Genomic DNA, 24740 nt, shown 5'->3' with positions numbered 1-24740 from the left:
AGTCCGATCCCGGTCCGGGAGGGCATCCGGCCCGGTCCGGGAACGGCACGGCGCACGACGACACCGAACGGCCCCGCCGCGGAGCTTCCGCGGCGGGGCCGTTCTCGTGTCGTCAGGGGAGGGGAGGGCTAGCGGGCCTGGCCGCCCTTGGGCATCCGGGCACCCTTGGGCATCGGGCCCTTGGGGATCGGCGCCTTGGAGAGCAGGTCGCCCAGCGCGCGCAGGCGGTCGTTGGTCTCGGTGACCTGGGCGGCGGTGATGGCGCGGGGCAGGCGCATCAGGTGGATCTGGAGCTTCTTCAGCGGGATCTCGCCCTCGCCGTTGCCCACCACGATGTCGTGCACCGGCACGTCGCCGACCACGCGGGCCATCTTCTTCTTCTCGGAGGCCAGCAGCTGGCGGACCCGGTTCGGGTTGCCCTCGCCGATCAGCGCGATGCCGGCCCGGCCCACGGCGCGGTAGACCGCGTCCTGGCTGCGGGTGACCGCGACCGGGGTGGTGTTGGAGCTCCAGCCGCGCCGGATGTTGTCCAGCACCGCCGCGACGGCGCCCGGCTGCCCCTCCATCTGCCCGAACGCGGCACGCTCGGCCCGGCGCCCGAAGACGATCGCCATGGCCAGCACGGCCACGATGAAGCCCAGGATGCCCAGGTAGACGGGGTGCTCGATCGCGAAGCCGATGGCGAGGAACACGCCGAAGGTCAGCAGGCCGATGCCGGCGATGATCAGGCCGATCTTGGTGTCGACCTTCTTGGTCATGGTGTACGCCAGACGGATCTGCTTCAGTCGCCCGGTGTTCTCGGATGTTTCCCTCGCCATAACGGTCATGGTACTTGGCACGGGTACGGGATATCCAAGCCCGGGTACCCGTTCGCTCCAACCGTGACGCGGGAGCCCGTACATCGTCGCGCACAGCGACGCCGGGGCGCGACAGTCGTAGCGCTGAGCGACGTCGGACCGCCTCGACGTCGGACCGCCTCAGCGCCGGACCGCCTCAGCGCCGGACCGGCCGCGCTCCCAGCGCCCCCCGAGTCCCGGCCTCCGGCGTTCCCGCCCCGGCTCCCGCGCCCGCCACCGCGTCGTCGTGCTCGCGGTCCGCCGCGTACTCGCGGTTCTCGCAGACCGCCGCCCAGGCATTGCGGCGCGCGTGCCGCTGCCCGGGGGCCGACAGGACGCTCTCGGCGAACCGCAGCGCCACCCCCACCGATCGGATCCGCATCCGCATGCCGAACAGCTCCTCTCCTGGCTGGAATGGCCGAGAAGAATCGAACGCCCATCAGGGGGCCAGTGTCCCCACCCCGTGTTACCAGTCCGTGACCAGGCAGTCAAAGCGGGGTGAAAACCGAAAGGGCGGAGCCGTGGCTCCGCCCTTCGAACGGCTGGAATGGCTCGAACGGATCGAACCCCGGTCGGGAGACCGTCAGACCGCGGCCTGCTCGCGCCGCTCCAGCGCCTGCCGGTACAGCCGGCCGGCCCGGTACGAGGAGCGCACCAGCGGGCCCGACATGACGCCGGCGAAGCCCAGCTCCTCGGCCTCCTCCTGGAGCTCGACGAACTCCTGCGGCTTCACCCAGCGCTCGACCGGGTGGTGGCGCAGCGAGGGGCGCAGGTACTGGGTGATGGTGATCAGCTCGCAGCCGGCGCCGACCAGGTCGGCCAGCGCCTGGCTGACCTCCTCGCGGGTCTCGCCCATGCCCAGGATCAGGTTGGACTTGGTCACCAGTCCGGCCGCGCGGGCCTGGGTGATGACGTCCAGCGAGCGCTCGTAGCGGAACGCGGGGCGGATCCGCTTGAAGATCCGGGGGACCGTCTCGACGTTGTGCGCGAGCACCTCGGGACGGGAGGAGAAGACCTCGGCCAGCTGCTCGGGGACCGCGTTGAAGTCGGGGATGAGCAGCTCGACGCCGGTGCGGCCGGCCTCGCGGCCGGCGGTCATCGCGTGCACCTGGCGCACGGTCTCCGCGTACAGCCAGGCGCCGCCGTCCTCCAGGTCGTCGCGGGCGACGCCGGTGATGGTGGCGTAGTTGAGGTCCATGGTGACGATGGACTCGGCGACCCGGCGCGGCTCGTCGCGGTCGAACTCGGCGGGCTTGCCGGTGTCGATCTGGCAGAAGTCACAGCGGCGGGTGCACTGGTCGCCGCCGATGAGGAAGGTCGCCTCGCGGTCCTCCCAGCACTCGAAGATGTTGGGGCAGCCGGCCTCCTGGCAGACCGTGTGCAGCCCCTCCTTCTTCACCAGCGACTGGAGGGCGTTGTACTCCGGGCCCATCTTCGCGCGGGTCTTGATCCACTCGGGCTTCCGCTCGATGGGGGTCTCGCTGTTGCGGACCTCCAGGCGGAGAAGCTTCCTGCCGTCGGGCGCGACAGCGGACACGTGCGACTCCTAGAACTAGACGGGGTACCCCCAGGGTACGCCCGTGGTTGTACGGCCTTCGCCGGGCCTGCTGCCCAGCAATCGCAGGGCAACGCGGCTACCGGCCAGTAGATTCCCGTGGCCGCCGGGACGTTCCGGAGGGGACCTTCCGGGCGGGACGTCCGACGGCCGCCGAAGGGGTGGTCAGCGGCTGAGCGCCGGTTCCGGCAGCTCGGCGAAGAGCTCCGCCAGGTGCCGTTCGACCACCGGTGCCGCCTCGGCGGCGGACAGCTCGCGCTTCAGCTCTCCGGTGAGCGAGGCGACGCCCGCGTCCCGGATGCCGCACGGCACGATCTTGTCGAACCAGGTCATGTCCGGGTCGCAGTTGAGCGCGAAGCCGTGCATGGTCACCCCGCGGGCGACCCGCACGCCGATCGCGGCGAGCTTGCGGTCGTCGCCGCGCTGGCCGGCGTTGGAGGGCGCGTACTCGGGGCCGGCCAGTCGCGGGTCGATGCCCAGCGGCAGGCCCATCCGCAGGGTCAGCTTGCCGATGTCCACCACCTGCGCCGGGTCCACCACGGCGTCCGGCAGGGACTGGCCCAGCACCCAGACCCCGCTGCGGCCCTCGACCCGGGTGGTCCCGACGCCGAACTCGCCGGCGGCACGGATCAGCGCCTCCTCCAGCCGGCGGACGTAGGCGATGACGTCGATCGGGTCGGGCAGCTTGACGATCGGGTAGCCGACCAGCTGGCCGGGGCCGTGCCAGGTGATCTCCCCGCCCCGGTTGACCTCGACCACCGGGGTGCCGTCCAGCGGCAGGTCGGCCGGGTTGGTGCGCTTGCCCATGGTGTACACCGACTGGTGCTCCAGGAGCAGGACGGTGTCCGGGATCTCGTCCGCGACCCGCAGGGCGTGCAGCCGCTGCTGCTCCGCCCAGGCCTCCTGGTAGGGCACGGTCCGCTCACCTATGCCCATGTGCACGAAACGCACGTTCTCGCTCACCGCTGCCGCTCCTTGCCAGGCGTTCGAGACCAACCTCGCCACTGTACGCCCAGCCCGGACCGGGCCCACCCGGCCCGTGCCCACCCGGCCCGTGCCCGTCAGCCGCCCGAACCCGCCTGGTCCCCGGCGAGCAGCTGGAGCCGCAGCGCGAGCTGGAGCTCCAGCGAGCGCTCCGGGTGGTTCCAGTCCCGCCCGAGCAGGGCCTCGACCCGGTCCAGCCGCTGGACCACGGTGTTCACGTGGACGTGCAGCTCGTCCTTGGCCCGGGTCAGGCTGCCGCCGCAGTCGAAGTAGGCGCGCAGGGTGCGGACCAGCTCGGTGCCGCGCCGGGCGTCGTACGCCAGCAGCGGGCCGAGCGTGGCGCCGACGAAGCCGTCCACGTCGTGACCGTCGCCGAGCAGCACGCCGAGGAAGCCGAGCGCGCGGGCCGAGGCGCCCTCCCCGGCGCGGCCGAGCACTCGCAGCGCCCGGACGCAGCGCAGGCCCTCGGCGTAGGAGGCGGCCAGTGCGGACGGCCCGGCGGCCGGCCGGCCGGCCCCGACGGTGACCGGGAACCCGGCCAGCCGGGCCAGCCGCTCGGCGGCCTGCCGGGCGGTCGCCTCCGGGCCGTCGGTGCCCTCGGCGCCGCCGGTGTCGACGGGCGTCAGCAGCACCACCGTGTCGGCGTGCTCGGCGCTGACGCCGCGGGAGCCGAACAGGTAGCGCCGGGCCGCGCCCGCCAGCCGTCCCCGGTCGTCGTCCTTCCCGTCGGCCGGCTCCGCGACCAGCACCAGGTGCGGCCGGGCGAGGTCGACGCCGAGCCGGCGGCCGCGCGCGGTGAGCCCGGCCGGGTCGCGCTCGGGCGCGGTCAGCAGGTCGGTGAGCAGTTCGCCGCGCACCCGGTTCTCGGTCTCGGCGACCGAGCGGCGCAGCAGCAGGAGCAGTGCGGTGACCACACTGGCCCGCTCGAACAGCCGCCGGTCGGCGTCGTCGAGGTCGGGCCGGCCGCGCAGCACCATGGTGCCGAGCGCGTCGTGCCCGGCCAGCACCGCGCAGACCCACAGCTCGCCGTGCCGTACGGACCGGCCCTCGGCGCGCGAGGCGGTGACCGCCTCGGCCAGCTCGGCGGCGGGTGCGGAGCGTCCGGCCAGCGGCTCGCCCTCGGCGTCCAGGACCGCTATCTCGCCGCCCAGCAGGACCGCGACGGCGGCGGCGACGTCCGGCACCTCGGCGCCGCGCAGCACCAGGTCGGTGAGCCGGTCGTGGGCCTGCTCGGCGCGCTGGACGGCGGCGGAGTGGGCCCGGACCAGTTCGTTGGCGGCGTTCAGCTCGGCGAGCGCGGCCCGGGTGTCGGCCAGCGACTTGGCGGTGTCCAGGGCGATCGCGGCGTGGGCGGCCAGCGAGCAGAGCAGCGCGACCTCGTCGGGGGAGAAGGCGCGCGGAGTGCGGTCGGCGGCGAACAGGACGCCGATGACCTGCCCGCCGATCAGCAGCGGCACCCCGATGATCGCCACCAGGCCCTCGTCCAGCACGCCCGCGTCGATCGTGCCGGTGTGGTGGAAGCGTTCGTCGGTGCGGTAGTCGGGGGTGGCGTACGGGCGGGCGGTCTGCGCGACCAGCCCGCCCAGGCCGTGGCCGAGGCTGAGCCGCAGGGTCTGGAACAGTGCGGAGACCGAGCCGTCGGTGACCCGCATGTAGGTGTCGCCCGCGGCCTCGTCCGGCAGGGTCAGGTACGCGATGTCGGTGCCGAGCAGCATTCGGGCCCGGCGGACGATCGCCTGGAGCACGCTGTCCAGGTCCCGGGAGGCGGCGAGGTCTCCGGCGGTGTCGAACAGTGCGGTCAACTCGGCTTCGCGGCGCCGGTGTTGACGCAGGGTGCGGTGGACCCGCAGGGCCTGCCAGGTGGCGTCGTCGATCTCGGCGAGGACGGCGGCCGGCGCGCCGCGGCGGCGGGCGTCGGCCAGCACGTCGGCGAAGTCCTCGGTGGCGGCGCCGGAGGCGAGCAGGTCGAGCAGCCGCCGCAGCGCGGGCGCGGCGCTTTCGTGAGGGTGGTTCATGGTGCGTGCTGCCAATCGGCGTCGGTTCCGTCGGTTCCGAGAAAGCGCGATCGTATCGGCTCGGCCTCAGGCGACGGTGGGCCTGCCGACCGGGGCCGCGTCCGGGGCCGAGGCCTCCAGGGCCTCCGCGGTCTCCGTGGCCGGCGGGCCGTCCCCCTCCTCGACCGCCGTGAGGTCCTGACCCCTGGTCTCCCGGCCGCAGAGCACCGCCAGTACGGTGATCGCCGCCGCGATGGCGACGTACACCGCGATGGGGGTGGCGCTGCCGTAGTCCTTGAGCAGCGCGGTGGCGATGAGCGGCGCGGGGGCGCCGGCCGCCACCGAGGAGAACTGGGCCCCGATCGAGGCGCCCGAGTAGCGCATCCGGGTCGCGAACAGCTCGGAGAAGAAGGCGGCTTGGGGGGCGTACATCGCGCTGTGGAAGACCAGGCCGACGGTCACGGCGGCGACCAGTGAGCCGAAGGACCGGGTGTCCACCAGGCCGAAGAAGACGAAGGCCCAGGCGCCCACCCCGACCGCGCCCACCAGGTACACCGGCCTGCGCCCGACCCGGTCGGACAGCGCGCCGAACAGCGGGATCAGCGCGAACTGGATCGCGGAGGCGATCAGGACGGCGTTCAGCGCGGTCTGCTTGGAGAAGTGCGCGTGGGTCACGGCATAGGTGAGCACGAAGGTCGTCATCACGTAGTAGGAGATGTTCTCCGCCATCCGCGCGCCCATGGCGATCAGCACCTCCCGCCAGTGGTTGCGCAACACCTCGACCAGCGGCGGCCGTTCGGCGGTCTTCCGCTCCGCCTGCCGCTTCTTCTGCGCGGCCAGTGCCTGCTTGAACAGCGGCGACTCGTCCACCGCGAGCCGGATCCACAGGCCGACCCCGACCAGGACCGCCGACAGCAGGAACGGCACCCGCCAGCCCCAGGCCAGGAAGTCGGCGTCCGACTGAACCGCCGTCATCAGCGACAGCACCCCGGCCGCCAGCAGGTTCCCGGCCGGCGCCCCGCCCTGCGGCCAGGACGCCCAGAACCCGCGCCGCCGCTGGTCCCCGTGCTCCGACACCAGCAGCACGGCGCCGCCCCACTCGCCGCCGAGGGCGAAGCCCTGCACCAGCCGCAGCACCGTCAGGAGCACCGGCGCCGCGACGCCGATCGAGTCGTACGTCGGCAGCAGCCCGATCGCCGTGGTCGCCCCGCCCATCAGAAGCAGGCTCACCACCAGCAGGCGCTTGCGCCCGATCCGGTCCCCGAAGTGGCCGAACACCAGCGCCCCGAGCGGCCGCGCCGCGAAGCCGATCGCGTAGGTCAGGAAGGACAGCAGCGTCCCGGTCAGCGGGTCGCTGTGCGGGAAGAAGAGCTTCCCGAACACCAGTGCGGCCGCTGTTCCGTACAAGAAGTAGTCGTACCATTCCACGGTTGTTCCGATGAGGCTCGCGGCCACGATGCGTGGCAGTGAGCCTCCGGTGGTTTTCGGAGCGTCTGAGCCGTTCATGGTCACCACTTCCGGGTGGGGGACGGTGTCGCCACAAGGTAGGAAGCGCTTGACCCCGGGACTATGTGACTGGCACACATAGCCCAGGGGTCGAATATGGCGGACTGCCCTATGGGGGCTCCGCTCCGTCCACGGAGTGTCCCCGGCTCAGTGCGCCGTCCAGCCGCCGTCGACCGGGAGGCTGGAGCCGGTGATGTAGGAGGCGCCGGGGGAACAGAGCCAGACGGCGAGCTGGGCCACCTCCTCGGGTTCGATGAGGCGCTTCACGGCGGTGCGGTCGAGCATGATCCGCTCGACCACCTCCTCCTCGGGGATGCCGTGGGCGAGCGCCTGGGCGGCGATCTGCTTCTCCACCAGGGGGGTCCGGACGTAGCCCGGGTTGATGCAGTTGCTGGTGACGCCGTGCGGCGCGCCCTCCAGGGCGACGGTCTTGCTCAGGCCCTCCAGGGCGTGCTTCGCGGTGACGTAGGCGGACTTGAAGGCGCTGGCGCGCAGGCCGTGGACGGAGGAGATGTTGACGACCCGGCCCCATTCCCGCTCGTACATGTGCGGCAGGGTGCGGCGCAGGATCCGGAACGGGGCCTCGACCATGACCCGCTGGATCAGCGCGAAGCGGTCCGGCGGGAACTCGTGCACGGGCGCGACGTGCTGGAGGCCGGCGTTGTTGACGACGATGTCGGCGTCGTCCGGGAGGGCGTCCACGGCCGCGGGGTCACCGAGATCGGCGACGATCGCGCGGCCGCCGATCCGCTCGGCGAGCTCCTCGGCCGGGCCGGCCGCGAGGTCCACGACGTAGACCCGGGCGCCGGCCCCGGCGAGGGCCTCGGCGCAGGCCCGGCCGATGCCGGAGGCGGCCCCGGTGACCATGGCCGTGCGGCCGGCGAGCGGGCGGGCAGTAGAGGTGTCCATGGCCGAGAACGGTAGGAATCCGGCGGCCCCACTCCCATGTGGCGGGCCGCCACAGCATCCCGCTGAGCTGTGGTGTTCTCCGCCATGACGGTGACGTGCGGTCCGAACGGTGGATCGACCCTCGGAACCGCCGACGGTTCGGCGGCGGACAGCCAAACCCGAGGTGACTCCGCTTCCCCACAATGGGCGCGGTTGCTTCACCCGTTCGGTGGATTGCTCGGTCAGATCCACCCATAGCGCCCGAATGCTCGCTACATTCACGCCGATTCCCGACAGGGGGCGCCGCCCCGGGCCGCCGAAGTGCTGGTGAGGCCGGGTGCGACGTCCGAGAGGTGTTGACAGACATGCCCCAACGGCCTGCAACCGACAGCCCGGCGTACGGACCGCTCGACCCGCTCGGCCAGCACCGAGGGCCGGTCGGCCGGACCCTTCCGGACGCCCCCGACGCCCTGACCGCCGACACGCTGACCGCCGATGCCCCGGCCGCCGACGACCTGCGGCTGCCGGTGCAGGCCACACCCGACCGGCACGAGGCCCCCGTCGCGCCCGCGCCGGTCCCGGCCCGCGGCGCCGGCCACTCCGGCCCGGCCCCGCAGAACGGCCAGCTCGCGGCGCTGATCGAGGAGGCGGGCTTCTCGCACGCCGGCCTCGCCCGCCGGGTCGACCAGCTCGGCCTGGAGCACGGCCTCGACCTGCGCTACGACAAGACCTCGGTCACCCGCTGGCTGCGCGGCCAGCAGCCGCGCGGGGCCACCCCGGCGCTGATCGCCGAGGTCTTCACCCGTCGGCTCGGCCGCCGCCTCACCGCCCAGGACCTCGGCCTGGACGCCTGCGCCCCGGTCTACGCCGGCCTGGAGTTCGCCGAGACGCCGCAGGAGGCGGTGGACATCGTGGCGAGCATGTGGCGCAAGGACAACGGGCCGCAGTCCGAGCTGCGCCGGATCGCCTTCACCCCGGCGGGCCTGGTCGTCCCCAGCCGGGACTGGCTGATCGGCCGCACCGACGAGCGGGTCGCCCGGGACGGCTCCACCCTGGTCCGGCCGGACGCCGGCACCGGTCCGCCGTCCGGTAGCGCCACCTCCGCGGCCATCACCGGCGCCCCGACGCCGGGTGCGCCCGGCGCGTCCGGGGTGAGCCCGGTGCGCGGCCCGGGCGCCCCCGTCGCCCGCAGCACGGCCGGCACCACCGGCACCGCCCCCACCATCGGCCGGGTGCCCATCCAGAGCCGCCGGCCGCCGCTCGCGGTCGAGCCGCCGTACACCGATCCGGCCCGGGAGTCCCGTCCCGCCCTGCGGGTCGGCCGCGGCGACATCGCCGCCATCCGAGCCGTCGGGGACCTCTTCCGGGCGCTCGACCACGCCTACGGCGGCGGCCACGCCCGCCAGGCGCTGGTGCGCTACCTGGAGAGCGAGGCCGAGCCGATGCTGCGCGGCCGCTACGGCGAACAGATCGGCCGGGCCCTGTTCGGCGCGGTCGCCGACCTCACCAGGCTGGCCGGCTGGACGTCCTTCGACATCGCCGCGCACGGCCTGGCCCAGCGCTACTTCGTCCAGGCGCTGCGGCTCTCCCAGGCCGCCGGGGACCGCGCGCTCGGCGGCTACGTGCTGGTGACGATGAGCCAGCAGGCCGTCCACCTGGGCCACGGCCGGGAGGCGGTCCAGCTCGCCCGGGTCGCCCAGCAGGGCGTGGGCACCGCCGTGCCACCGGTCGTCCAGTCGCTGATGCACGCCGCCGAGGCGCGCGGGCACGGTCTGCTGGGCGACGTCCGCTCCTGCACCACGGCCCTGGTGCGCGCCGAACGCTCCCTGGCCGCGGCCCGGGCGGGCGACGAACTGCCCTCGTGGGCGCGGTACTTCGACGAGGCCCAGCTCTCCGACGAGTTCGCCCACTGCTACCGCGACCTCCAGCAGTGGCGGACGGCGGCGCAGCACGCCGAGAAGTCGCTGCGGCTGCGCTCGCCCGCCTACGCGCGCAGCCGGATCTTCTGCCGGCTGGTGCTGGCGACCGCCCGGCTCGGCATGGGGGACCTCGACGAGGCCTGCACCATGGCCACCGACGCGCTGCGGGCGGCGGGGGAGATGCGCTCGGCCCGCTCGCTGGAGTACGTCCGGGACTTCCACCGCCGCCTCACCCCGTACCGGGGCAGCCCGGTGGCCCGGGCCTTCGAGGAGTCGGCCCGACAGGCGGGGGTGATCTGAGGGACCCGGGTGCGTGGGGGCGCCCCCACACACCCGGGTCACCGGGGCGGGTCCGGCGGGACCGGATTCGAGCGTCTCGGGGTGCCGGTATTCCGTCGGTCCGTCACCCCGGCGGACCGACGCGGTACCGGGCGTCCCTGAGCGCCCGGCGGTCGGCCGTCAGGCGGCCGCCTCGGCCTCCCGGGTGTCGGCCGGTACGCCGAGGTCGCGCAGCACCGCCTGGGCCGCCCGCCGCCCGGAGACCAGCGCGCCCTGCACGGTGCTGGTGTCCCGGTGGTCCCCGGCGACGTACAGCCCGGCCAGCAGCCGCACCGGGCGGCGGGGGTTGTGCGGCGGCGGCATCGCGGGCAGCGCGTCCGGGACGTGCCGCACGCCGAGGAACTGCCAGCCCGTCGTGGAGGTGCCGTACAGCTCGGTCAGCCGGGCCCGGACGGTCGGCTCCAGCCCGGCGGGGCCGCCCAGGTCGAAGGCGCGCCGGCCGAGCACGGTGGTGGCGATCAGCGACTGGCCGGCCGGGGCGTAGGACGGGTGCAGTTCGCTGAGCACCAGGGAGTGCGAGACCAGCGGCGGGTGGCCGTTCGGCCGGTCGCCGTCGAGCAGCAGGACGGCCTCGCCCAGCGGGGTGCGGTCGGCCGCGTGGAAGAAGGTCGTGACGGGGTGGAAGTCCGGCAGCCGCAGCCCGGGCAGCAGCTCGGCGGCGGCGCGGGCGTCGGTGGCGACGACGACGGCCTGGGCGCCGATCCTGCCGTGTGCGACGGTCTCCACGCCGTCCGCGGCGATGGAGGTGACCCGCACCCCGGTGCGGACGGTGCCGGCGGGCAGGGCGGCGGCCAGCTGGGCCGGGACCGTCGCGATTCCGCCGGCGGGCAGACAGAGCCGCCCGCGCGCGTACGAGCGCAGCACCAGGTCGGCGACCCGGCTGCTGGTGCCGAGCGCCGGATCGGAGAGCAGGGCGCTGAGCAGCGGTCGCAGGAAGCCGTCCACGGCGCGCGGGGCGAGGCCGTGACCGCCCAGGGCACGGGCGGCGGTGGTCTCCGGCCGGGCCTGGAGCCGGCCGACCGCGGTGCCGGCGAGCCGGCCGAGCCAGCCTCCCAGGCGGGCCTTGTCCAGCGGGCTGCCGAGCGGGGCCCGGGTGGCGGCCTGCCGGGCGACGGCGAGGTGCGGGTCTCCGGTGCGGTACCGCCGGCCGGCGCTGTGCATCAGGACACCGGGTGCGAGCGGACGCAGGTCGAGGCGGTCGAGGTCGAGCGTGCGGCGGAGTTCGGGGAAGGCGGTGTTCAACAGGTGACTGCTGTCGTCGAGCCGGAATCCGTCCTGCTCGCGGGTGGCCATCCGGCCGCCGATCCGGTCGGTGGTCTCCAGGAGCTGAACGGTGAGGCCGTGGCCGGTGAGCGCGCGGGCGGCGGCGAGGCCCGCGAGCCCGGCGCCGACCACGACGACGTCCGGGTCGGACGGCCGGCGGGCGCGGCGGGTGAAGTCGTACGTGGGCACTGGGGTGCTCCCTCCCTGGTCCCGGGGCTCCGGCCGACGCAGGCAGCGGGGTGCCGGGACACGGTCCGTGGAGGGTGATGCCCAGTCAGTGTGAGCATCAGACAAGCGCATCGGGCCGGATCCGGGGGCCGGCGGAGGCTGGGCGGCACCGGGCGGGGCGTGGTCACGGACAGTGCGCCGTGGCGGCCGGGTTCGGGGGTCGGCGGGCGCGTACGGTCACCGGGGGCGTGCGACGCGCCCGCCGTGTGCTCCCATGCGCCCCCTCCCCGGGCCCCCTCCGACCCCGCCCGGCATATGCCCCTGGCCAGGGTGGATGCCGTAGTCGGAGTACGCACGGCTGCGGGCGCCCAGCCCGGGTGCCCGCCCACCCAGCGCGCGCCGCCGGCCGCACGCCCGCACCGGCCCACACGCGCTCACGGACGGCGACCCGCGCCCGCTCGCGCACCGGTCCCCGCGCCGCCCTGCACGCCCGCCCTGCACGCCCGCCCTTGTTGTGCATGCCCGCCACGGCGGCACGGCGCCACAGCGCCCCGCACGGGGCCCGTCACATCGCCGCGAGCACCGCCGAGTACACGTCCGGATGGGTGAAGCGGAAACCCGCGTCCAGCAGTCGTCGCGGCACCACCCGGTGGCTGCCGACCACCTCGACCGCCAGCTCGCCGAGCACCGCCTTGAGCACCGCCTCCGGCACCGGGAACGGCGTCGGCCGCCGCAGCGCCCGCCCGAGCGCGGTGGTCAGCTCGGCGTTGGTTGCCGGGTTCGGTGCGGTGAGGTTGAAGGCGCCGGAGAGGTCGTCGTGGTCGATCAGGAACCGCAGCGCGGCCACCTGGTCGTGCAGCGAGATGAAGCTCCAGTACTGCCGCCCGTTGCCGAGCCGCCCGCCGAGGCCCAGCTTGAAGAGCGGGAACAGCCGCGCACCCGCGCCGCCGGAGGCGGACAGCACCATCCCGGTGCGCGGGTGGACGACCCGGATGCCGGCCCGCTCGGCGGGTCGGGCGGCGTCCTCCCACTCCCGGCAGACCTCGGCGAGGAAGTCGTCGCCGGCGGGGGAGTCCTCGTCGATCACCCGGTCGCCGGTCTGCCCGTACCAGCCGACCGCGGAGGCGCTCACGAGCACCTGCGGCGGCTCCTTGAGCTCGGCCAGCGCGACGGCCAGCGTCTCGGTGCCGTACACCCGGCTCTCCCGGATCTCCCGCTTGTAGGAGTCCGTCCAGCGGTGGTCGCCGACTCCGGCGCCGGCCAGGTGCACCACGGCCTGGACGCCGGTCAGCCCGTCCCGTTCGACCTCGCCGAGCAGCGGGTTCCAGCCGATCGCCGTACTGCCGTCCGGCCGTGGGCCGGTCTTCGAACGGTGCCGGACCAGCCGGACCACCTCATGGCCGTCCGCCAGCAGGGAGCGGACGAGTGCCGAACCGATCAAACCCGTGGAGCCCGTGACAGCGATGCGCATGGCCCCATCCTCGCAGCTCCCACGCGTCCTCGACGGCCCGTCAGGGGCGCGTGCCGCCTCGCCGGGCGCCTCGTTACCATGGCGCGCATGCCTGACGACGATCTGATCATCCGTACGGCGCGGAGCGAGGACGAGCGCGGACTCGCCGTCCTCAACCACGCGACCTGGTCCCTCCTGGCCGACGTCTCCCCGCGACCGCCGGTCGAGGACCCGGTCTTCGACGAGCGGCACACCCCCGAGCAGTACCTGCTGGCCGTGCTGGACGGCCGGATCGTCGGCTACGTCCGCCAGGTCCCGGCCACCCCGCTGGCGAGCAACCGGCACGTGCGGCAGATCCAGGGCCTGGCCGTCGACGACACCCTCCGCGGCCGGGGCATCGGCCGCCGCCTGGTCGAGGCGGCCTGCGCGGCGGCCCGGGCCGAGGGTGCCCGCAAGATGGGCCTGCGGGTGCTCGGCTGGAACGCCCCGGCCCGCCGCCTCTACGAGAGCTGCGGCTTCGTCGTCGAGGGCTCGCTGACCGAGGAGTTCCTGATCGACGGCCGGTACGTGGACGACATCTGGATGGCCCGCGGCCTGGCCGACTGACCGCCGGAGCCCGCCCGCTCGCCGACCGCCCGAACGGACGTGCCCGATCCCGAACAGGCCTGCGGCAAGGGGTGGTTGGCCGTTCCGTGGTGGTGCGGAGTCGTGACGGTCCGGGCCTGTCCGGACCGCCGCCGCGCCGGGTACCGTACGGCCGTGAGCAACTCGACGCCTCCCGGGTGGTACCCGGTCCCGGGTGCGGACGGCACCCCCGGTCACGAGCGCTGGTGGGACGGCGGCGCCTGGACCGACGAGGTCAGGCCACTCCGGGGCGGCGTCGCGGGAGGGCTCGCGGACGCCGCCACCCAGACCTGGCAGCAGCCGTCCGACCAGCGGCCCGGCTACGGCTACCCCGGCGGCTCGCCCGCCCCGACGTACGGTTACCCCGGCCAGGACGGCTACCAGCCCCAAGGCGGCTACCAGGGCCAGAGCGACTACCCGGCCCAGGGCGGCTACCCGCCGCAGAACCCGGGCTACGGGCCCACCGGCTACGGCCCCGCCGGCTACTACCCGCCCCCGGCAAAGCGCAGGACCGGGACCGGGATGATCGTCGGCATCGCGGTCGCCGTACTGGCCGTGGGCGGGATCGCCGCCGGGATCGTCCTCAACAGCGGCGGCGACCGGCGGGCGGACCCGGCCCCGGGCCCCACCGTCACCGTGACCCAGAGCAGCAGCCCCACGCCCAGCCCCAGCCCGACCGTGCCCAGGCCCAGTCCCACGGTGCCCAAGCCGGCACCGGTGGTCAAGACCACCGTCCCCGACCCCCAGCACGCGATCATCGTGCCCGTCTTCGAGGGCTGGGAGACGTCGACCGAGCTCCAGCACTCGACGCTCTACCTCGGTACCGGCCGCTACACCTGCCCGACCGGGGGCACCTGCATCCGCGGCCAGTTCTCGATCGAGAAGGACACCGTCCAGGGCACCTCCTCCCGGGCGGCCGCCGAGGCCGCGATGCCCGCCTACGCCGTGGGGATCTTCTCCGGGATCAGCTCCCACACCGACGCCGGCTCCGGCTACGTCAAGGTGGCCGGAGTGCTCGGCTACGCCACCCGCTGGCACGTCCGCACCTCGGACGGCACCCAGGGCTACGTCCTGCTCGCCGCCCTCCCGGCGAAGGGCGGCGGCTTCGTCGTCATGGAGGGCGGCGTGGACGACAGCCCGTCGGCGCCGGACTTCTCGGTGCTGGACCAGCTCCTCAACGGCATCACGCAGGACAGCTCCTCCGGCAGCAGCACCTGACCCGGCCGGGAGAGGGCGCACCGGACCGGGAGGAGGCGACCGGGAGGCGGTCGGGGCGGGTGGTCGGGACGGGTGGTCGGGGCTCCTCAGTCCCCGTACCGCTCCCAGAGCTTGGGGAAGCGCTTCGCCATGGCGTCCGGGTCGTCGAAGTCCAGCGCCGGCCCGCCCGGCCGGTCGGCCTGGCGCCCGCCGACCTCGGGCAGCGGCAGCCCGGTCAGCTGCTCGTACGCCTCGTCGGCGGCGTAGCCGAGGTCCTCGGCCTCGCCGTCCTCCTCCTCGTCGAACTCGGGCAGCAGGTCCGCGAGGTCGTCCGGCTCGGCCAGGCCGCCCTCGAAGACCTCCCGGCCCTGGCCGATCAGCCAGGAGCGGAAGTAGTCGAAGGTGTCGTCGGACGCGCCGTCGAGCAGCAGGTAGGCCGCGCCCCACAGGTCGTTCCGGTAGGCGCGCCGGTACCGCGCCTGGAACAGCCGGGCGAAGTCGATCACGTCGTCCGGGGTCAGTTGGAGGAGCCGCTCGACCAGGAGGTCGGCCTGCTCGTCGGGGTCCCCGTCGGCCGCGTCGCGGGTTTCGTCGATGATCTGCCAGAAGTCCGTCTCGTCCATCACCGCTCAAGCATCCCCGTTCGGCCGCGTCAGCGCATGCCACGACTCGGGGCGGTTCGCTCACACTTCCGGGCTCGCCCGTGGCCCGGGAACGGCGGAACCCCGCGCCGTCCGGGGACGACGCGGGGTTCCGTACGCGGGGGTGCCGCAGTGACCGGGTCGGGTCAGAGGCCGAGCTCGACCTCGAACTCGCCGGCCTCCAGGATCTCCTTGACCGAGACCAGGTAGCGGGCGGCGTCGGCGCCGTCCACCAGGCGGTGGTCGTAGGAGAGCGACAGGTAGACCATGTCGCGGATGCCGATGGCGGTGCCGCCGTCGGACTCGATGACCACGGGGCGCTTGACGGTGGCGCCGATGCCCAGGATGGCGACCTGGTTCGGCGGCACGATCACGGTGTCGAACAGCGCACCGCGCGAGCCGGTGTTGCTGATGGTGAAGGTCGCACCGGACAGCTCGTCCGGGGTGATCTTGTTGGTGCGGACCTTGCCGGCCAGCTCGGCGGTCTTCTTCGAGATGCCGGCGAGGTTGAGGTCGCCCGCACCCTTGATGACCGGGGTCATCAGACCCTTCTCGGAGTCCACCGCGATACCGATGTTCTCGGAGTCGAAGTAGGTGACCGTGCCCTCGGCGTCGTTGATCCGGGCGTTGACGACCGCGTGGACCTTCAGCGCCTGGGCGGCGGCCTTGACGAAGAACGGCATCGGGGAGAGCTTGACGCCCTCGCGGGCCAGGAAGCCGTCCTTGGCCTTGCCGCGCAGCGACATGATCTTGGTGACGTCCACCTCGACCACGCTGGTCAGCTGGGCCTGCTCGTGCAGCGCCTTCAGCATGTTGTCGCCGATGACCTTGCGCATGCGGGTCATCTTGACCGTCTGGCCGCGCAGGGCGGACGGCGCGGCGGCGGCCTTCGGCGCGGCGGCCGGGGCGGCAGCGGCGACCGGGGCCGGAGCGGCCTTGGCGGCCTCCGCGGCGGCGATGACGTCCTGCTTGCGGATGCGGCCGCCGACGCCGGTGCCGGCGACGGAGGCCAGCGCGACGCCGTGCTCGGCGGCGAGCTTGCGCACCAGCGGGGTGACGTAGGCGTCACCGGCGTCGGCAACCGGGGCAGCCGGGGCGGCGACCGGGGCCGGAGCGGCAACCGGGGCCGGGGTGGCGACCGGGGCCGGAGCCGGAGCAGCGGCGACCGGAGCGGCCGGAGCCGGGGCAGCCGGAGCAACGGGGGCCGGGGCGGCGACCGGAGCAACGGGGGCCGGGGCGGCGACCGGAGCAACGGGGGCCGGGGCGGCGACCGGAGCGGCGGGTGCCGGAGTGGCAACGGGGGCCGGAGCGGCGACCGGAGCCGGAGCGGCGGCGACGGCACCGGCAGCGCCGATCAGCGCGAGCTGGGCGCCGACCTCGGCGGTCTCGTCCTCGCCGACCAGGATCTTCACCAGGGTGCCGGCGACCGGCGACGGGATCTCGGTGTCGACCTTGTCGGTGGAGACCTCGAGCAGCGGCTCGTCGACCTCGACCGTGTCGCCCTCGGCCTTCAGCCAGCGGGTGACGGTGCCCTCGGTGACCGACTCGCCCAGCGCGGGCAGCACGACCGGGGTGGCGTCGGCGGCCGGAGCGGCGGCCGGGGCCGGGGCGGCAACCGGAGCAGCCGGGGCGGCAACCGGAGCCGGAGCGGCGACCGGGGCCGGGGCGGCGACCGGCGCGGCCTCGGCGGCCGGGGCCGGAGCGGCGGCCGGGGCGCCCGAACCGTCGTCGATGACCGCCAGCTCGGCGCCCACCTCGACGGTCTCGTCCTCGGCGACCTTGATCGAGGAGAGGATGCCGGAGACCGGGGCCGGGATCTCGGTGTCGACCTTGTCGGTCGACACCTCCAGCAGCGGCTCGTCGACCTCGACACGCTCACCCTCGGCCTTCAGCCAGCGGGTGACGGTGCCCTCGGAAACGCTCTCGCCCAGCGCGGGCAGTGTTACTGAGACCGCCATGGTTTCAGCGACTCCTATCAAGTCTTGCGTACGGGAGGTACTTGCGTACGGGAAGTACCGGGAAAGGGGGGTGGGGCGTGATCAGTCGTGCGCGTGCAGCGGCTTGCCGGCCAGCGCCAGGTGCGCCTCGCCCAGGGCCTCGGACTGGGTCGGGTGCGCGTGGATGAGCTGCGCGACCTCGGCCGGCAGGGCCTCCCAGTTGTAGATCAGCTGGGCTTCGCCGACCTGCTCGCCCATGCGGGCGCCGACCATGTGGACGCCGACCACGGCGCCGTCCTTGACCTGGACGAGCTTGATCTCACCGGCGGTCTTCAGGATCTTGCTCTTGCCGTTGCCGGCCAGGTTGTACTTCAGGGTGACGACCTTGTCCTTGCCGTACAGCTCGACGGCCTTGGCCTCGGAGATGCCGACGGAGGCGACCTCCGGGTTGGAGTACGTCACCCGCGGAACGCCGTCGTAGTCGATCGGCACCGGCTTGAGGCCGGCCAGGCGCTCGGCGACCAGGATGCCCTCGGCGAAGCCGACGTGGGCCAGCTGGAGGGTCGGGGCGAGGTCGCCGACGGCGGAGATGGTGGGCACGTTGGTGCGCATGTACTCGTCGACCAGGACGTAGCCGCGGTCCATCGCGACGCCGTTCTCCTCGTAGCCGAGGCCGGCCGAGACCGGGCCGCGGCCGATGGCGACGAGCAGCAGGTCGGCGTCGATCTGCTTGCCGTTCTCGGTGGAGACGCGGACACCGGTCTCGGTGTACTCCACGCCCGAGAAGCGGGCCTTCAGCTCGAACTTGATGCCGCGCTTGCGGAACGCGCGCTCCAGCAGCTTGGAGGAGTTCTCGTCCTCCAGCGGCACGAGGTGCGGCAGGCCCTCGACGATGGTGACGTCGACGCCGAAGGACTTCCAGACCGAGGCGAACTCGACGCCGATGACGCCGCCACCGAGGATGACGACCGACTTCGGGATCCGGTCGAGCTTGAGGGCGTGGTCCGAGGAGATCACGCGGTTGCCGTCGATCTCCAGGCCCGGGATCGAGCGCGGCACGGAACCGGTGGCCAGAACGATGTGGCGGCCCTCGATGCGCTGGCCGTTGACGTCCACCGAGGTCTGCGAGGAGAGCTTGCCCGCGCCCTGGATGAAGGTGACCTTGCGGGAGGCCACCAGGCCCTGGAGGCCCTTGTACAGGCCGGCGATGACGTCGTCCTTGTACTTGTGGACGCCGTTGATGTCGATGCCCTGGAAGGTGGCCAGCACGCCGAACTCGGCGGCCTCCTTCGTCTCGTCCGCGATCTCCGCGGCGTGCAGGAGCGCCTTGGTCGGGATGCAGCCGCGGTGCAGGCAGGTGCCGCCGAGCTCGCCCTTCTCGACCAGGGCGACGCTCAGGCCCAGCTGAGCGGCGCGGAGCGCCGCGGCGTAACCGCCGCTTCCGCCTCCGAGAATGACTACGTCGAAAACGGTGCTGGCGTCGTTCGCCACGTCACGTCCTCCATGCATGGGGTGGGTCGCCGGGCCGGTCGCGGTCCGGTGGGGTCGGAAGCCTTTGTGAGGCGCCCAGTCGTGCCGGAAATACATCTTCGCACTTGTTCACGGTGGCTGATGTCCGGGTCGGGCCGAGGGGTGTCCCGCAGAGTGGTCACCGGGGCGGGAATACCCCCGACGGAAGGGCATCATCCCAGCTCAGCGCGGTGTTGACAGCCGCCGGACGGGCGTCTTCCGCGCCACTCGGCACGGCTTCTTCCGCTCTGTGGAACAAAGTTTCGCCCGCAGCGAACAGGGGTCCGTCAGGTCGCCCCGGGCTACCGGCAGGTAACCCGGCCGGAACGCCGACGGGGCCCGGCGCACGCGCGCCGGGCCCCGTCGAAGCGGGCCCCCGATCGAGGGCCCGCCGGATCAGGCCTTGCCGTTCGCCTTCTGCTCGGCGAAGCGGACCAGGGTGCGCACCGCGCTCGCGGTGCCGCCCTTCGGGGTGTAGCCGTACGGCGCGCCCTCGTGGAACGCCGGACCGGCGATGTCCAGGTGCGCCCAGCTGGTGCCCTCGGCCACGAACTCCTTCAGGAACAGGCCGGCCACCAGGCCGCCGCCCATCCGCTCGCCCATGTTGGCCAGGTCGGCGATGGTCGACTCGGTGAAGCCCTTGCGCAGGTCGGCGGGCAGCGGCATCGGCCAGGACTGCTCGCCCGCCTCGCCGGCCAGCGCGTGCAGGTCCTCGCGCAGCTCGTCGTCGTTGGCCATCACGCCGAAGGTGCGGTTGCCCAGGGCCAGCACCATGGCGCCGGTCAGGGTCGCCACGTCGACGATGACGTCCGGGTTCTCCTCGCCGGCCCGCACGAGCGCGTCGGCCAGCACCAGGCGGCCCTCGGCGTCCGTGTTCAGGACCTCGACGGTCTTGCCGCCGTACATCTTCAGCACGTCGCCCGGACGGGTGGCGGAGCCGGACGGCATGTTCTCGGCCAGGGCCAGCCACGCGGTCACGTTGACGACCAGGCCCAGGCGCTTGGCGGCCACCACGGCGGCGAACACGGCGGCGGCACCGGCCATGTCGCACTTCATGGTCTCGTTGTGGCCGGCCGGCTTCAGCGAGATGCCGCCCGAGTCGTAGGTGATGCCCTTGCCGACGAACGCCAGGGTGGCCTTGGCCTTCGGGTGGGTGTAGGCCACCTTGACCAGGCGCGGCGGGTTGGCCGAGCCGTTGCCGACGCCCAGCAGGCCGCCGAAGCCGCCCTTGGTCAGCGCCTTCTCGTCCAGCACCTCGACCTTGAGGCCGTGCTCCTTGCCGGCCGCCTGGGCGATCGCGGCGAAGCTCTTCGGGTTCAGGTCGTTCGGCGCGGTGTTGACCAGGTCGCGGGCGCGGTTCATCTCCTCGCCGATCGCGGTGGCGCGCTCCACGGCGGCCTTGGCGTCCTTGTTGCCCTTGCGGACGGTCAGCACGACCAGCTCGCCGACCGGCTCCTTGCCGCTGCCGTCGGCCTTGTAGGCGCCGAAGGAGTACGAGCCGAGCAGGCCGCCCAGCGCGACCGCCTCGACGGCCTCCGCGGACTCGGCCGGCAGGGCCAGCGCGGCCTTCTTGGCACCGGCCAGGGTGCGGGCGGCGACACCGGCGGCGCGGCGCAGCGCCTCCGGCGCGTAACCGTCCTCGGCGGCCTCGCCCAGGCCGACCGCGAGCACGAGTGCGGCCTTCAGGCCGGCGGTGGAGGGGACCTTGACGGCCTCGCCCTCGGCGCCGGTCGCGCCCAGGGTGCTGAGGACCTCGGTCAGCTTGCCCTCGAACGCCTCGTTCACGGCCTCGGCGCCGGGGGCCAGCACGATGCCCTTCGGGCCCTTGGCGACACCGACCACCAGGGCGTCCGCACGCAGCGAGGCGGCGGAGGAGGTGCTCACAGACAATGCAGTCACGTAATGCGTCCTGTTCTTTCGCGGTCCACGGCCGGCCACGGCGAGACTGCCGCACCGGCGCAGCCCGCCGTCACAGGCCGTCCGTCGGCGGGCCTCCGGGGTCCGGGGCCCCTGGCGAGCGCGTCCGCCGGAGCGGCCGCGCACGCCAGAGGCCCCGGCTCCTCGGTGCGCGCCGGACGGGCAGGACCTGCGACGGTGCAGGGCTGCGGTGCTTCACGCATGGTAGTCCGCATGCTGGGATCACGCGCCGCCCGGTGTCAGCCGAGCAAAGCCAGGGCGAACAGCGAGGCGGTGGCGGAGGTCTCGGCCATCGCGCCGAGCACGTCCCCGGTGATTCCGCCGAACCTGCGCACGCACCGTCCGAGCAGCAGCCGGGAACAGCCCGCGCCGACCACAACGGCCAGCGGGAGGCGGAGGGCTGACCATCCGTCGAACAGCCCGCACGCGGCCAGGACGAGCGCCGCGACGGCCGTTCCGGCGGCAGCGGCGGCAGCCGGCACGGTGCTCGCCACCATCGCCCCGAGCCCGCCCGGCCGGGCGGCGGGCACCGACCTCAGACAGCCCCAGGTGAGCGCGCACCGGGCGGCCGTCGCCGAGGCGAGTACCGCGAGTGCGCCGCGTAGCGGAGAGTGACCGAACTGCCCGGCCAGTGCGGTGATCTGGGCGAGCAGGACGAGGACCAGGGTCAGTACGCCGAACGGACCGATGTCGGACTGCTTCATGATGCGCAGCGCGTCCTCGGCCGGCTTCCCGCTGCCGAGCCCGTCGGCGACGTCCGCCAGCCCGTCCAGGTGCAGGCCCCGGGTCAGCGCGGCGAGCACCGCCACCGCGGCGACCGCGCCGAGCGGTCCGCCCGCCCGCCAGGCCACCAGCGCCCCGGCCGCGGCCGCCGGCGCCCCCAGCACCAGCCCGACCAGCGGAGCCGCCGTCATCGCCCGGGCGGCCGCGGCCCGGTCCCAGCGCTCCACCCGTACCGGCAGGACGGACAGCGTCCCGAACCCGAACCGCAGGCCGTCGGCCCAGCCGGCCCGGTCGTCGGGGTCCGTCATGGGTGCGTTCCTCTCAAAGCAAGAACGCCCCTGCGAAGGGGCGTTCTTCGGACAGTCGGACAGCCAGGTGTTCGCCGGGGCGTGGCGGAACCGGGTGCGGTGGCACCGCGGGAGCCGCCCGGTCCTACAGCTTCCGCAGCAGGTCCGCCGCCGAGGGCAGCCGCGGCTGCTCCCTGGGCACCCCGGGCGCCGCCGGCACGAACGGCTTCGGCGCCTCGTCCGCGAGCACGTCCCCCGCGGCCTGGAGCAGCGGCAGCGCCAGCAGCGCGCCGACGCCCTCGCCCATGGTGATGCCCTGTTCCTGCACCGGCGTCAGGGTCAGTCGGTCGTACGCCTTCGCCTGGGCGGGCTCGCCGCTGGACTGCCCGGCCCGCCACCACTCCGGCGCGCGGAAGGCGATCCGCTGCGCGACCAGCGCGCAGGCCGCCGAGACCACGCCGTCCAGCACCACCGGCAGCCGTCGGACGGCAGCCTGGAGCAGGAAGCCGGTGATCGCCGCGAAGTCGGCCCCGCCGGTGGCGCCGAGCAGCGCCAGCTGGTCGCCGAGCACCGGCCGGGCCCGCCGCAGCGAGTCCCGGATGGTGGCGCACTTGACCATCCACACCCGGTCGTCGATCCCGGAGCCGCGCCCGGTCACCGCCGCCGCGTCCGTCCCGCACAGCGCGCCGACCAGCACGCCGGCCACCGTGGTGGCGCCGACCCCGAGGTCGCCGAGCAGCACCAGGTCGGTGCCGGCGTCGGCCTCCTCGTCGGCGACGGCCATGCCGGCCCGGAACGCCCGGACGGTCTCCTGCGGGGTGAGCGCGTCCTCGACGTCGATCCGCCCGGAACCGCGCCGGATCCGGTGGGCGACCACCTCGTCCGGGAAGTCGAGCGGGTCGGCGTCCACCGCGACGTCGACGACCCGGACCTGGGCGCCGTAGCGCGCGGCCAGCCGGGACACCGGGGCGCTGCCGTCGAGCACGGCCCGCACCCGGTCCGCGGTGCCGCCCTTGGCGGGCATCCGGGAGACCCCGAGCGCCGCCACGCCGTGGTCGGCGGCGAACAGCAGCACCTTGGGGGCGGAGATCGGCAGCACCGGGGAGCGCCCCTGCACCGAGGCGAGCCAGCTGCCCAGCTCCTCCAGCTTGCCGAGTCCGCCGCGCGGGCGGTCGGCCGCCTGCCAGCGTTCCTCGGCGCCCCGCCGGGCGCTCTCGTCGGGGCGCTCGACGAGCGAGGAGAACGTATCGAGATCCACGGTCGTGTCCATCGTCCGGAAGGCTACACGCCGAACGTGTTCGTCAAACGGCTGGCTTGACGGTCAGCACCTGGCCCGCCACCACCAGCAGGACCCGCTCCGAGGCGTCCGCCACGGCCATGTTGAGCCGGCCCAGGGTGTCGCGGAAGCGGCGACCGGCGGCGGTGGCCGGCACGACGCCCATGCCGACCTCGTTGCTGACCGCGACGGCGGTGCGCCCGGTGGCCGCCCAGGCCCGCGCCAGGGCCTCGCAGCGGCGCCGCACCGCGGCCTCGCCGCCGTTCGCCCAGACCTCGTCGTCCCAGGCGCCGCACTCGTCCATCACGGCCGTCAGCCACAGGGCGAGGCAGTCGACCAGCACCGGCGCCGGATCGGCCGGATCGGCCAGCACGGCCTCCAGGTCGCAGGTCTCGGCGGTGCGCCAGCTCGCCGGCCGGCGCTCCCGGTGCAGCGCGACCCGCTGGGCCCACTCGGCGTCGCCGTCCCGGGTGCCGCCGGTGGCCACGTACAGGACGTCCGGGCGGTCGGCCAGCAGCTGTTCGGCGCGGGTGGACTTGCCGGAGCGGGCGCCGCCGAGCAGCAGCGTGCGGGGGAGCGGGGGTGGGGTCGCCATGCCGTCCATCCTGCCGGACCAGGCATACGGAAGATCCGGCCGGGCAGGCTATGGTGCGCAGCAACACAGGCAGCGTGGTCAGTGGGAGGAGCCGGCATGGTCTGGACGTGGCGGTACGAGAAGGCGGACGGCAGCGCGGTGACGCCCGGCGGCGGTCAGGAGGAGTTCGCCGGCCAGGGGGACGCCGAGACCTGGATCGGGGAGACCTGGAAGCAGCTCGCGGAGGACGGCGTGGAGACCGCGGTGCTGCTGGAGGACGAGCGGGTCGTCTACGCGATGAGCCTGAGCGAGGCGTAGTCCCGACGGGGTGGAGCGGCCGGCGCGGCCGTTCCACCCCGGCTTCTTCCCCCCGCGTGCGGGCCCGGGCTACTTGACCCCGATCACGTGCAGCAGCGCGGCGACCTGCCGGTACGGGTCGGTGCGGCCGGCCCGGTCCTCGGCCTCCAGGAGCTGGGCCAGCTGGCGCCCGTCCACCGGCGGGGCCGCGTCGGCCGGGGCGTTGTCGGTGAAGACCCGCACGCCGTACCAGTGCCGCAGCGGCACCGACACCTCGGAGAGGGTGACGGTGAGGTCGGCGAGCCGGTCGGCCCGTGCGGCCAGTCCCAGCCGGTTGTAGTACCGGTCGGTCTCGAAGGCGTGCAGGGCGGCCCGCCAGTCCCCGGCGGCCGCGGGCCGCAGGGCGAGCGCGTCGCGGTTGCGGACCAGCAGCGAGAGCAGCCCGCCGGGCGCCAGCAGCCGGGCCAGCGAGGCGATCATCGGATCGGGGTCGGGCAGGTACATCAGCACGCCGTGGCAGATCACCACGTCGAAGCTGCGCGGGCCGAACCAGCGCCCGCACTGGTGGCCGTCGCCGCTGAGCAGCTGCATCCGGCCGCGGACCTCCGGCGGCTCCTCGGCGAGCGCCTCCTGGGCGGCGCCGAGGGCGGCCGGGTCCGAGTCGAGCCCGGTGACGTAGTGGCCGGCCCGGGCCAGCCGCAGTGCCTGGGTGCCCTGGCCGCAGCCGATGTCGAGGACGCGCTGCGCGCTGCGGCCGGCCAGCTGCTCGGCGAGCTGGCGGGCGACGAGCTCCTGGCGGACGAAGTCGCGCAGTCCGCCGAACCGGTCCAGCCAGGCGGCGGTGCCGCCGGCGTAG

The 24740-nt window shown here is 74.2% G+C and carries 20 protein-coding genes and 1 pseudogene; 4 read left to right on the top strand and 17 right to left on the bottom strand.

Translation table 11 applies throughout. The features are described from left to right. Positions 1-128: 128 nt before the first annotated feature. The 7 genes from ACFRAR_RS08740 to ACFRAR_RS08710 form a co-directional block, all read right to left on the bottom strand. The gene (locus ACFRAR_RS08740; protein ID WP_380696290.1) at positions 129-818 is read right to left on the bottom strand and encodes a DUF4191 domain-containing protein; all 690 of its coding nucleotides are present in this window, start codon (positions 816-818) and stop codon (positions 129-131) included. A gap of 175 nt (positions 819-993) precedes the next feature. Then, on the bottom strand, positions 994-1224 hold the full coding sequence (locus ACFRAR_RS08735; protein ID WP_380696288.1) for a hypothetical protein: 231 nt from the start codon (positions 1222-1224) through the stop codon (positions 994-996). A 195-nt stretch (positions 1225-1419) separates the two neighbouring features. Beyond that, the gene (gene lipA, locus ACFRAR_RS08730; RefSeq protein WP_360349931.1) at positions 1420-2373 is read right to left on the bottom strand and encodes a lipoyl synthase; all 954 of its coding nucleotides are present in this window, start codon (positions 2371-2373) and stop codon (positions 1420-1422) included. A 183-nt stretch (positions 2374-2556) separates the two neighbouring features. Beyond that, positions 2557-3327: a lipoyl(octanoyl) transferase LipB gene (lipB, locus tag ACFRAR_RS08725; protein ID WP_380696314.1), complete on the bottom strand. Its 771-nt coding sequence runs from the start codon at positions 3325-3327 to the stop codon at positions 2557-2559. A 125-nt stretch (positions 3328-3452) separates the two neighbouring features. Then, positions 3453-5390, bottom strand: coding sequence for a helix-turn-helix domain-containing protein (locus ACFRAR_RS08720; RefSeq protein WP_380696286.1), 1938 nt, complete (start codon positions 5388-5390; stop codon positions 3453-3455). Positions 5391-5456: 66 nt separating this feature from the next. Then, positions 5457-6875, bottom strand: a complete 1419-nt coding sequence (locus ACFRAR_RS08715; RefSeq protein WP_380696284.1) for an MFS transporter — start codon at positions 6873-6875, stop codon at positions 5457-5459. 147 nt (positions 6876-7022) lie between these two features. Continuing rightward, positions 7023-7784 (bottom strand): 3-hydroxybutyrate dehydrogenase, encoded by a 762-nt coding sequence (locus ACFRAR_RS08710; protein WP_380696282.1) that lies wholly within the window; start codon positions 7782-7784, stop codon positions 7023-7025. A gap of 344 nt (positions 7785-8128) precedes the next feature. Between ACFRAR_RS08710 and ACFRAR_RS08705 the strand changes: the two genes are divergently transcribed. Next, entirely contained in the window at positions 8129-9982 is a 1854-nt protein-coding gene (locus tag ACFRAR_RS08705) for a regulator (RefSeq protein WP_380696280.1), read from the top strand. Between the two features lie 159 nt (positions 9983-10141). On the opposite strand, the gene ACFRAR_RS08700 is transcribed toward ACFRAR_RS08705, so the two are convergent. Then, positions 10142-11473 (bottom strand): FAD-dependent oxidoreductase, encoded by a 1332-nt coding sequence (locus ACFRAR_RS08700; RefSeq protein ID WP_380696278.1) that lies wholly within the window; start codon positions 11471-11473, stop codon positions 10142-10144. A 544-nt stretch (positions 11474-12017) separates the two neighbouring features. Continuing rightward, the gene (locus ACFRAR_RS08695) at positions 12018-12923 is read right to left on the bottom strand and encodes a TIGR01777 family oxidoreductase (RefSeq protein ID WP_380696276.1); all 906 of its coding nucleotides are present in this window, start codon (positions 12921-12923) and stop codon (positions 12018-12020) included. 78 nt (positions 12924-13001) lie between these two features. On the opposite strand from ACFRAR_RS08695, the gene ACFRAR_RS08690 reads away from it, so the two are divergent. Beyond that, positions 13002-13508: a GNAT family N-acetyltransferase gene (locus ACFRAR_RS08690; RefSeq protein ID WP_380696274.1), complete on the top strand. Its 507-nt coding sequence runs from the start codon at positions 13002-13004 to the stop codon at positions 13506-13508. A 153-nt stretch (positions 13509-13661) separates the two neighbouring features. Then, positions 13662-14744: a DUF2510 domain-containing protein gene (locus tag ACFRAR_RS08685; protein ID WP_380696272.1), complete on the top strand. Its 1083-nt coding sequence runs from the start codon at positions 13662-13664 to the stop codon at positions 14742-14744. Positions 14745-14830: 86 nt separating this feature from the next. Here ACFRAR_RS08685 and ACFRAR_RS08680 read toward each other — a convergent pair whose 3' ends face one another. The 7 genes and pseudogenes from ACFRAR_RS08680 to cobU all read right to left on the bottom strand — a co-directional run. Beyond that, positions 14831-15346: a DUF4240 domain-containing protein gene (locus ACFRAR_RS08680; protein WP_380696312.1), complete on the bottom strand. Its 516-nt coding sequence runs from the start codon at positions 15344-15346 to the stop codon at positions 14831-14833. A gap of 164 nt (positions 15347-15510) precedes the next feature. Further along, positions 15511-17322, bottom strand: coding sequence for a 2-oxoglutarate dehydrogenase, E2 component, dihydrolipoamide succinyltransferase (gene sucB / locus ACFRAR_RS08675; protein ID WP_380696270.1), 1812 nt, complete (start codon positions 17320-17322; stop codon positions 15511-15513). 81 nt (positions 17323-17403) lie between these two features. Then, the gene (gene lpdA / locus ACFRAR_RS08670; RefSeq protein WP_380696268.1) at positions 17404-18810 is read right to left on the bottom strand and encodes a dihydrolipoyl dehydrogenase; all 1407 of its coding nucleotides are present in this window, start codon (positions 18808-18810) and stop codon (positions 17404-17406) included. 396 nt (positions 18811-19206) lie between these two features. Beyond that, a complete protein-coding gene (locus tag ACFRAR_RS08665) occupies positions 19207-20709 on the bottom strand; it encodes a leucyl aminopeptidase (protein WP_380696266.1) in 1503 nt (500 codons plus the stop codon). Positions 20710-20966: 257 nt separating this feature from the next. After that, positions 20967-21758, bottom strand: coding sequence for an adenosylcobinamide-GDP ribazoletransferase (locus tag ACFRAR_RS08660; protein ID WP_380696264.1), 792 nt, complete (start codon positions 21756-21758; stop codon positions 20967-20969). 124 nt (positions 21759-21882) lie between these two features. Then, positions 21883-23007 carry a nicotinate-nucleotide--dimethylbenzimidazole phosphoribosyltransferase gene (locus tag ACFRAR_RS08655; protein WP_380696262.1) on the bottom strand — a complete coding sequence of 375 codons (1125 nt, stop codon included), beginning with the start codon at positions 23005-23007 and terminating at the stop codon, positions 21883-21885. Positions 23008-23038: 31 nt separating this feature from the next. Beyond that, positions 23039-23596 (bottom strand): annotated as a pseudogene (gene cobU, locus ACFRAR_RS08650) (bifunctional adenosylcobinamide kinase/adenosylcobinamide-phosphate guanylyltransferase); the annotation flags it as partial. A gap of 108 nt (positions 23597-23704) precedes the next feature. On the opposite strand from cobU, the gene ACFRAR_RS08645 reads away from it, so the two are divergent. After that, entirely contained in the window at positions 23705-23905 is a 201-nt protein-coding gene (locus tag ACFRAR_RS08645) for a hypothetical protein (RefSeq protein ID WP_380696260.1), read from the top strand. A 69-nt stretch (positions 23906-23974) separates the two neighbouring features. Here the strand turns inward: ACFRAR_RS08645 and ACFRAR_RS08640 are convergent, their stop codons facing one another. Next, positions 23975-24715, bottom strand: coding sequence for a class I SAM-dependent methyltransferase (locus ACFRAR_RS08640; RefSeq protein WP_380696310.1), 741 nt, complete (start codon positions 24713-24715; stop codon positions 23975-23977). Positions 24716-24740 lie beyond the last annotated feature (25 nt).

It is taken from the genome of Kitasatospora sp. NPDC056651 (assembly GCF_042792155.1).
GTDB lineage: Bacteria > Actinomycetota > Actinomycetes > Streptomycetales > Streptomycetaceae > Kitasatospora.
Note: the sequence above shows the minus strand (reverse complement) of the source record. Positions and strands in the feature narration are given on the sequence as shown.

What these genes read in the sequence shown, in the direction of transcription:
- ACFRAR_RS08710 (WP_380696282.1), bottom strand. Translation starts at nt 7,784, where the DNA reads ATGGACACCTCTACTGCCCGCCCGCTCGCCGGCCGCACGGCCATGGTC.
- ACFRAR_RS08680 (WP_380696312.1), bottom strand. Translation starts at nt 15,346, where the DNA reads ATGGACGAGACGGACTTCTGGCAGATCATCGACGAAACCCGCGACGCG.
- sucB (WP_380696270.1), bottom strand. Translation starts at nt 17,322, where the DNA reads ATGGCGGTCTCAGTAACACTGCCCGCGCTGGGCGAGAGCGTTTCCGAG.
- ACFRAR_RS08705 (WP_380696280.1), top strand. Translation starts at nt 8,129, where the DNA reads ATGCCCCAACGGCCTGCAACCGACAGCCCGGCGTACGGACCGCTCGAC.
- ACFRAR_RS08720 (WP_380696286.1), bottom strand. Translation starts at nt 5,390, where the DNA reads ATGAACCACCCTCACGAAAGCGCCGCGCCCGCGCTGCGGCGGCTGCTC.
- ACFRAR_RS08695 (WP_380696276.1), bottom strand. Translation starts at nt 12,923, where the DNA reads ATGCGCATCGCTGTCACGGGCTCCACGGGTTTGATCGGTTCGGCACTC.
- ACFRAR_RS08655 (WP_380696262.1), bottom strand. Translation starts at nt 23,007, where the DNA reads ATGGACACGACCGTGGATCTCGATACGTTCTCCTCGCTCGTCGAGCGC.
- lipB (WP_380696314.1), bottom strand. Translation starts at nt 3,327, where the DNA reads ATGGGCATAGGTGAGCGGACCGTGCCCTACCAGGAGGCCTGGGCGGAG.
- ACFRAR_RS08740 (WP_380696290.1), bottom strand. Translation starts at nt 818, where the DNA reads ATGGCGAGGGAAACATCCGAGAACACCGGGCGACTGAAGCAGATCCGT.
- ACFRAR_RS08735 (WP_380696288.1), bottom strand. Translation starts at nt 1,224, where the DNA reads ATGCGGATGCGGATCCGATCGGTGGGGGTGGCGCTGCGGTTCGCCGAG.
- ACFRAR_RS08690 (WP_380696274.1), top strand. Translation starts at nt 13,002, where the DNA reads ATGGCGCGCATGCCTGACGACGATCTGATCATCCGTACGGCGCGGAGC.
- ACFRAR_RS08645 (WP_380696260.1), top strand. Translation starts at nt 23,705, where the DNA reads ATGGTCTGGACGTGGCGGTACGAGAAGGCGGACGGCAGCGCGGTGACG.
- ACFRAR_RS08715 (WP_380696284.1), bottom strand. Translation starts at nt 6,875, where the DNA reads ATGAACGGCTCAGACGCTCCGAAAACCACCGGAGGCTCACTGCCACGC.
- ACFRAR_RS08660 (WP_380696264.1), bottom strand. Translation starts at nt 21,758, where the DNA reads ATGACGGACCCCGACGACCGGGCCGGCTGGGCCGACGGCCTGCGGTTC.
- lpdA (WP_380696268.1), bottom strand. Translation starts at nt 18,810, where the DNA reads ATGCATGGAGGACGTGACGTGGCGAACGACGCCAGCACCGTTTTCGAC.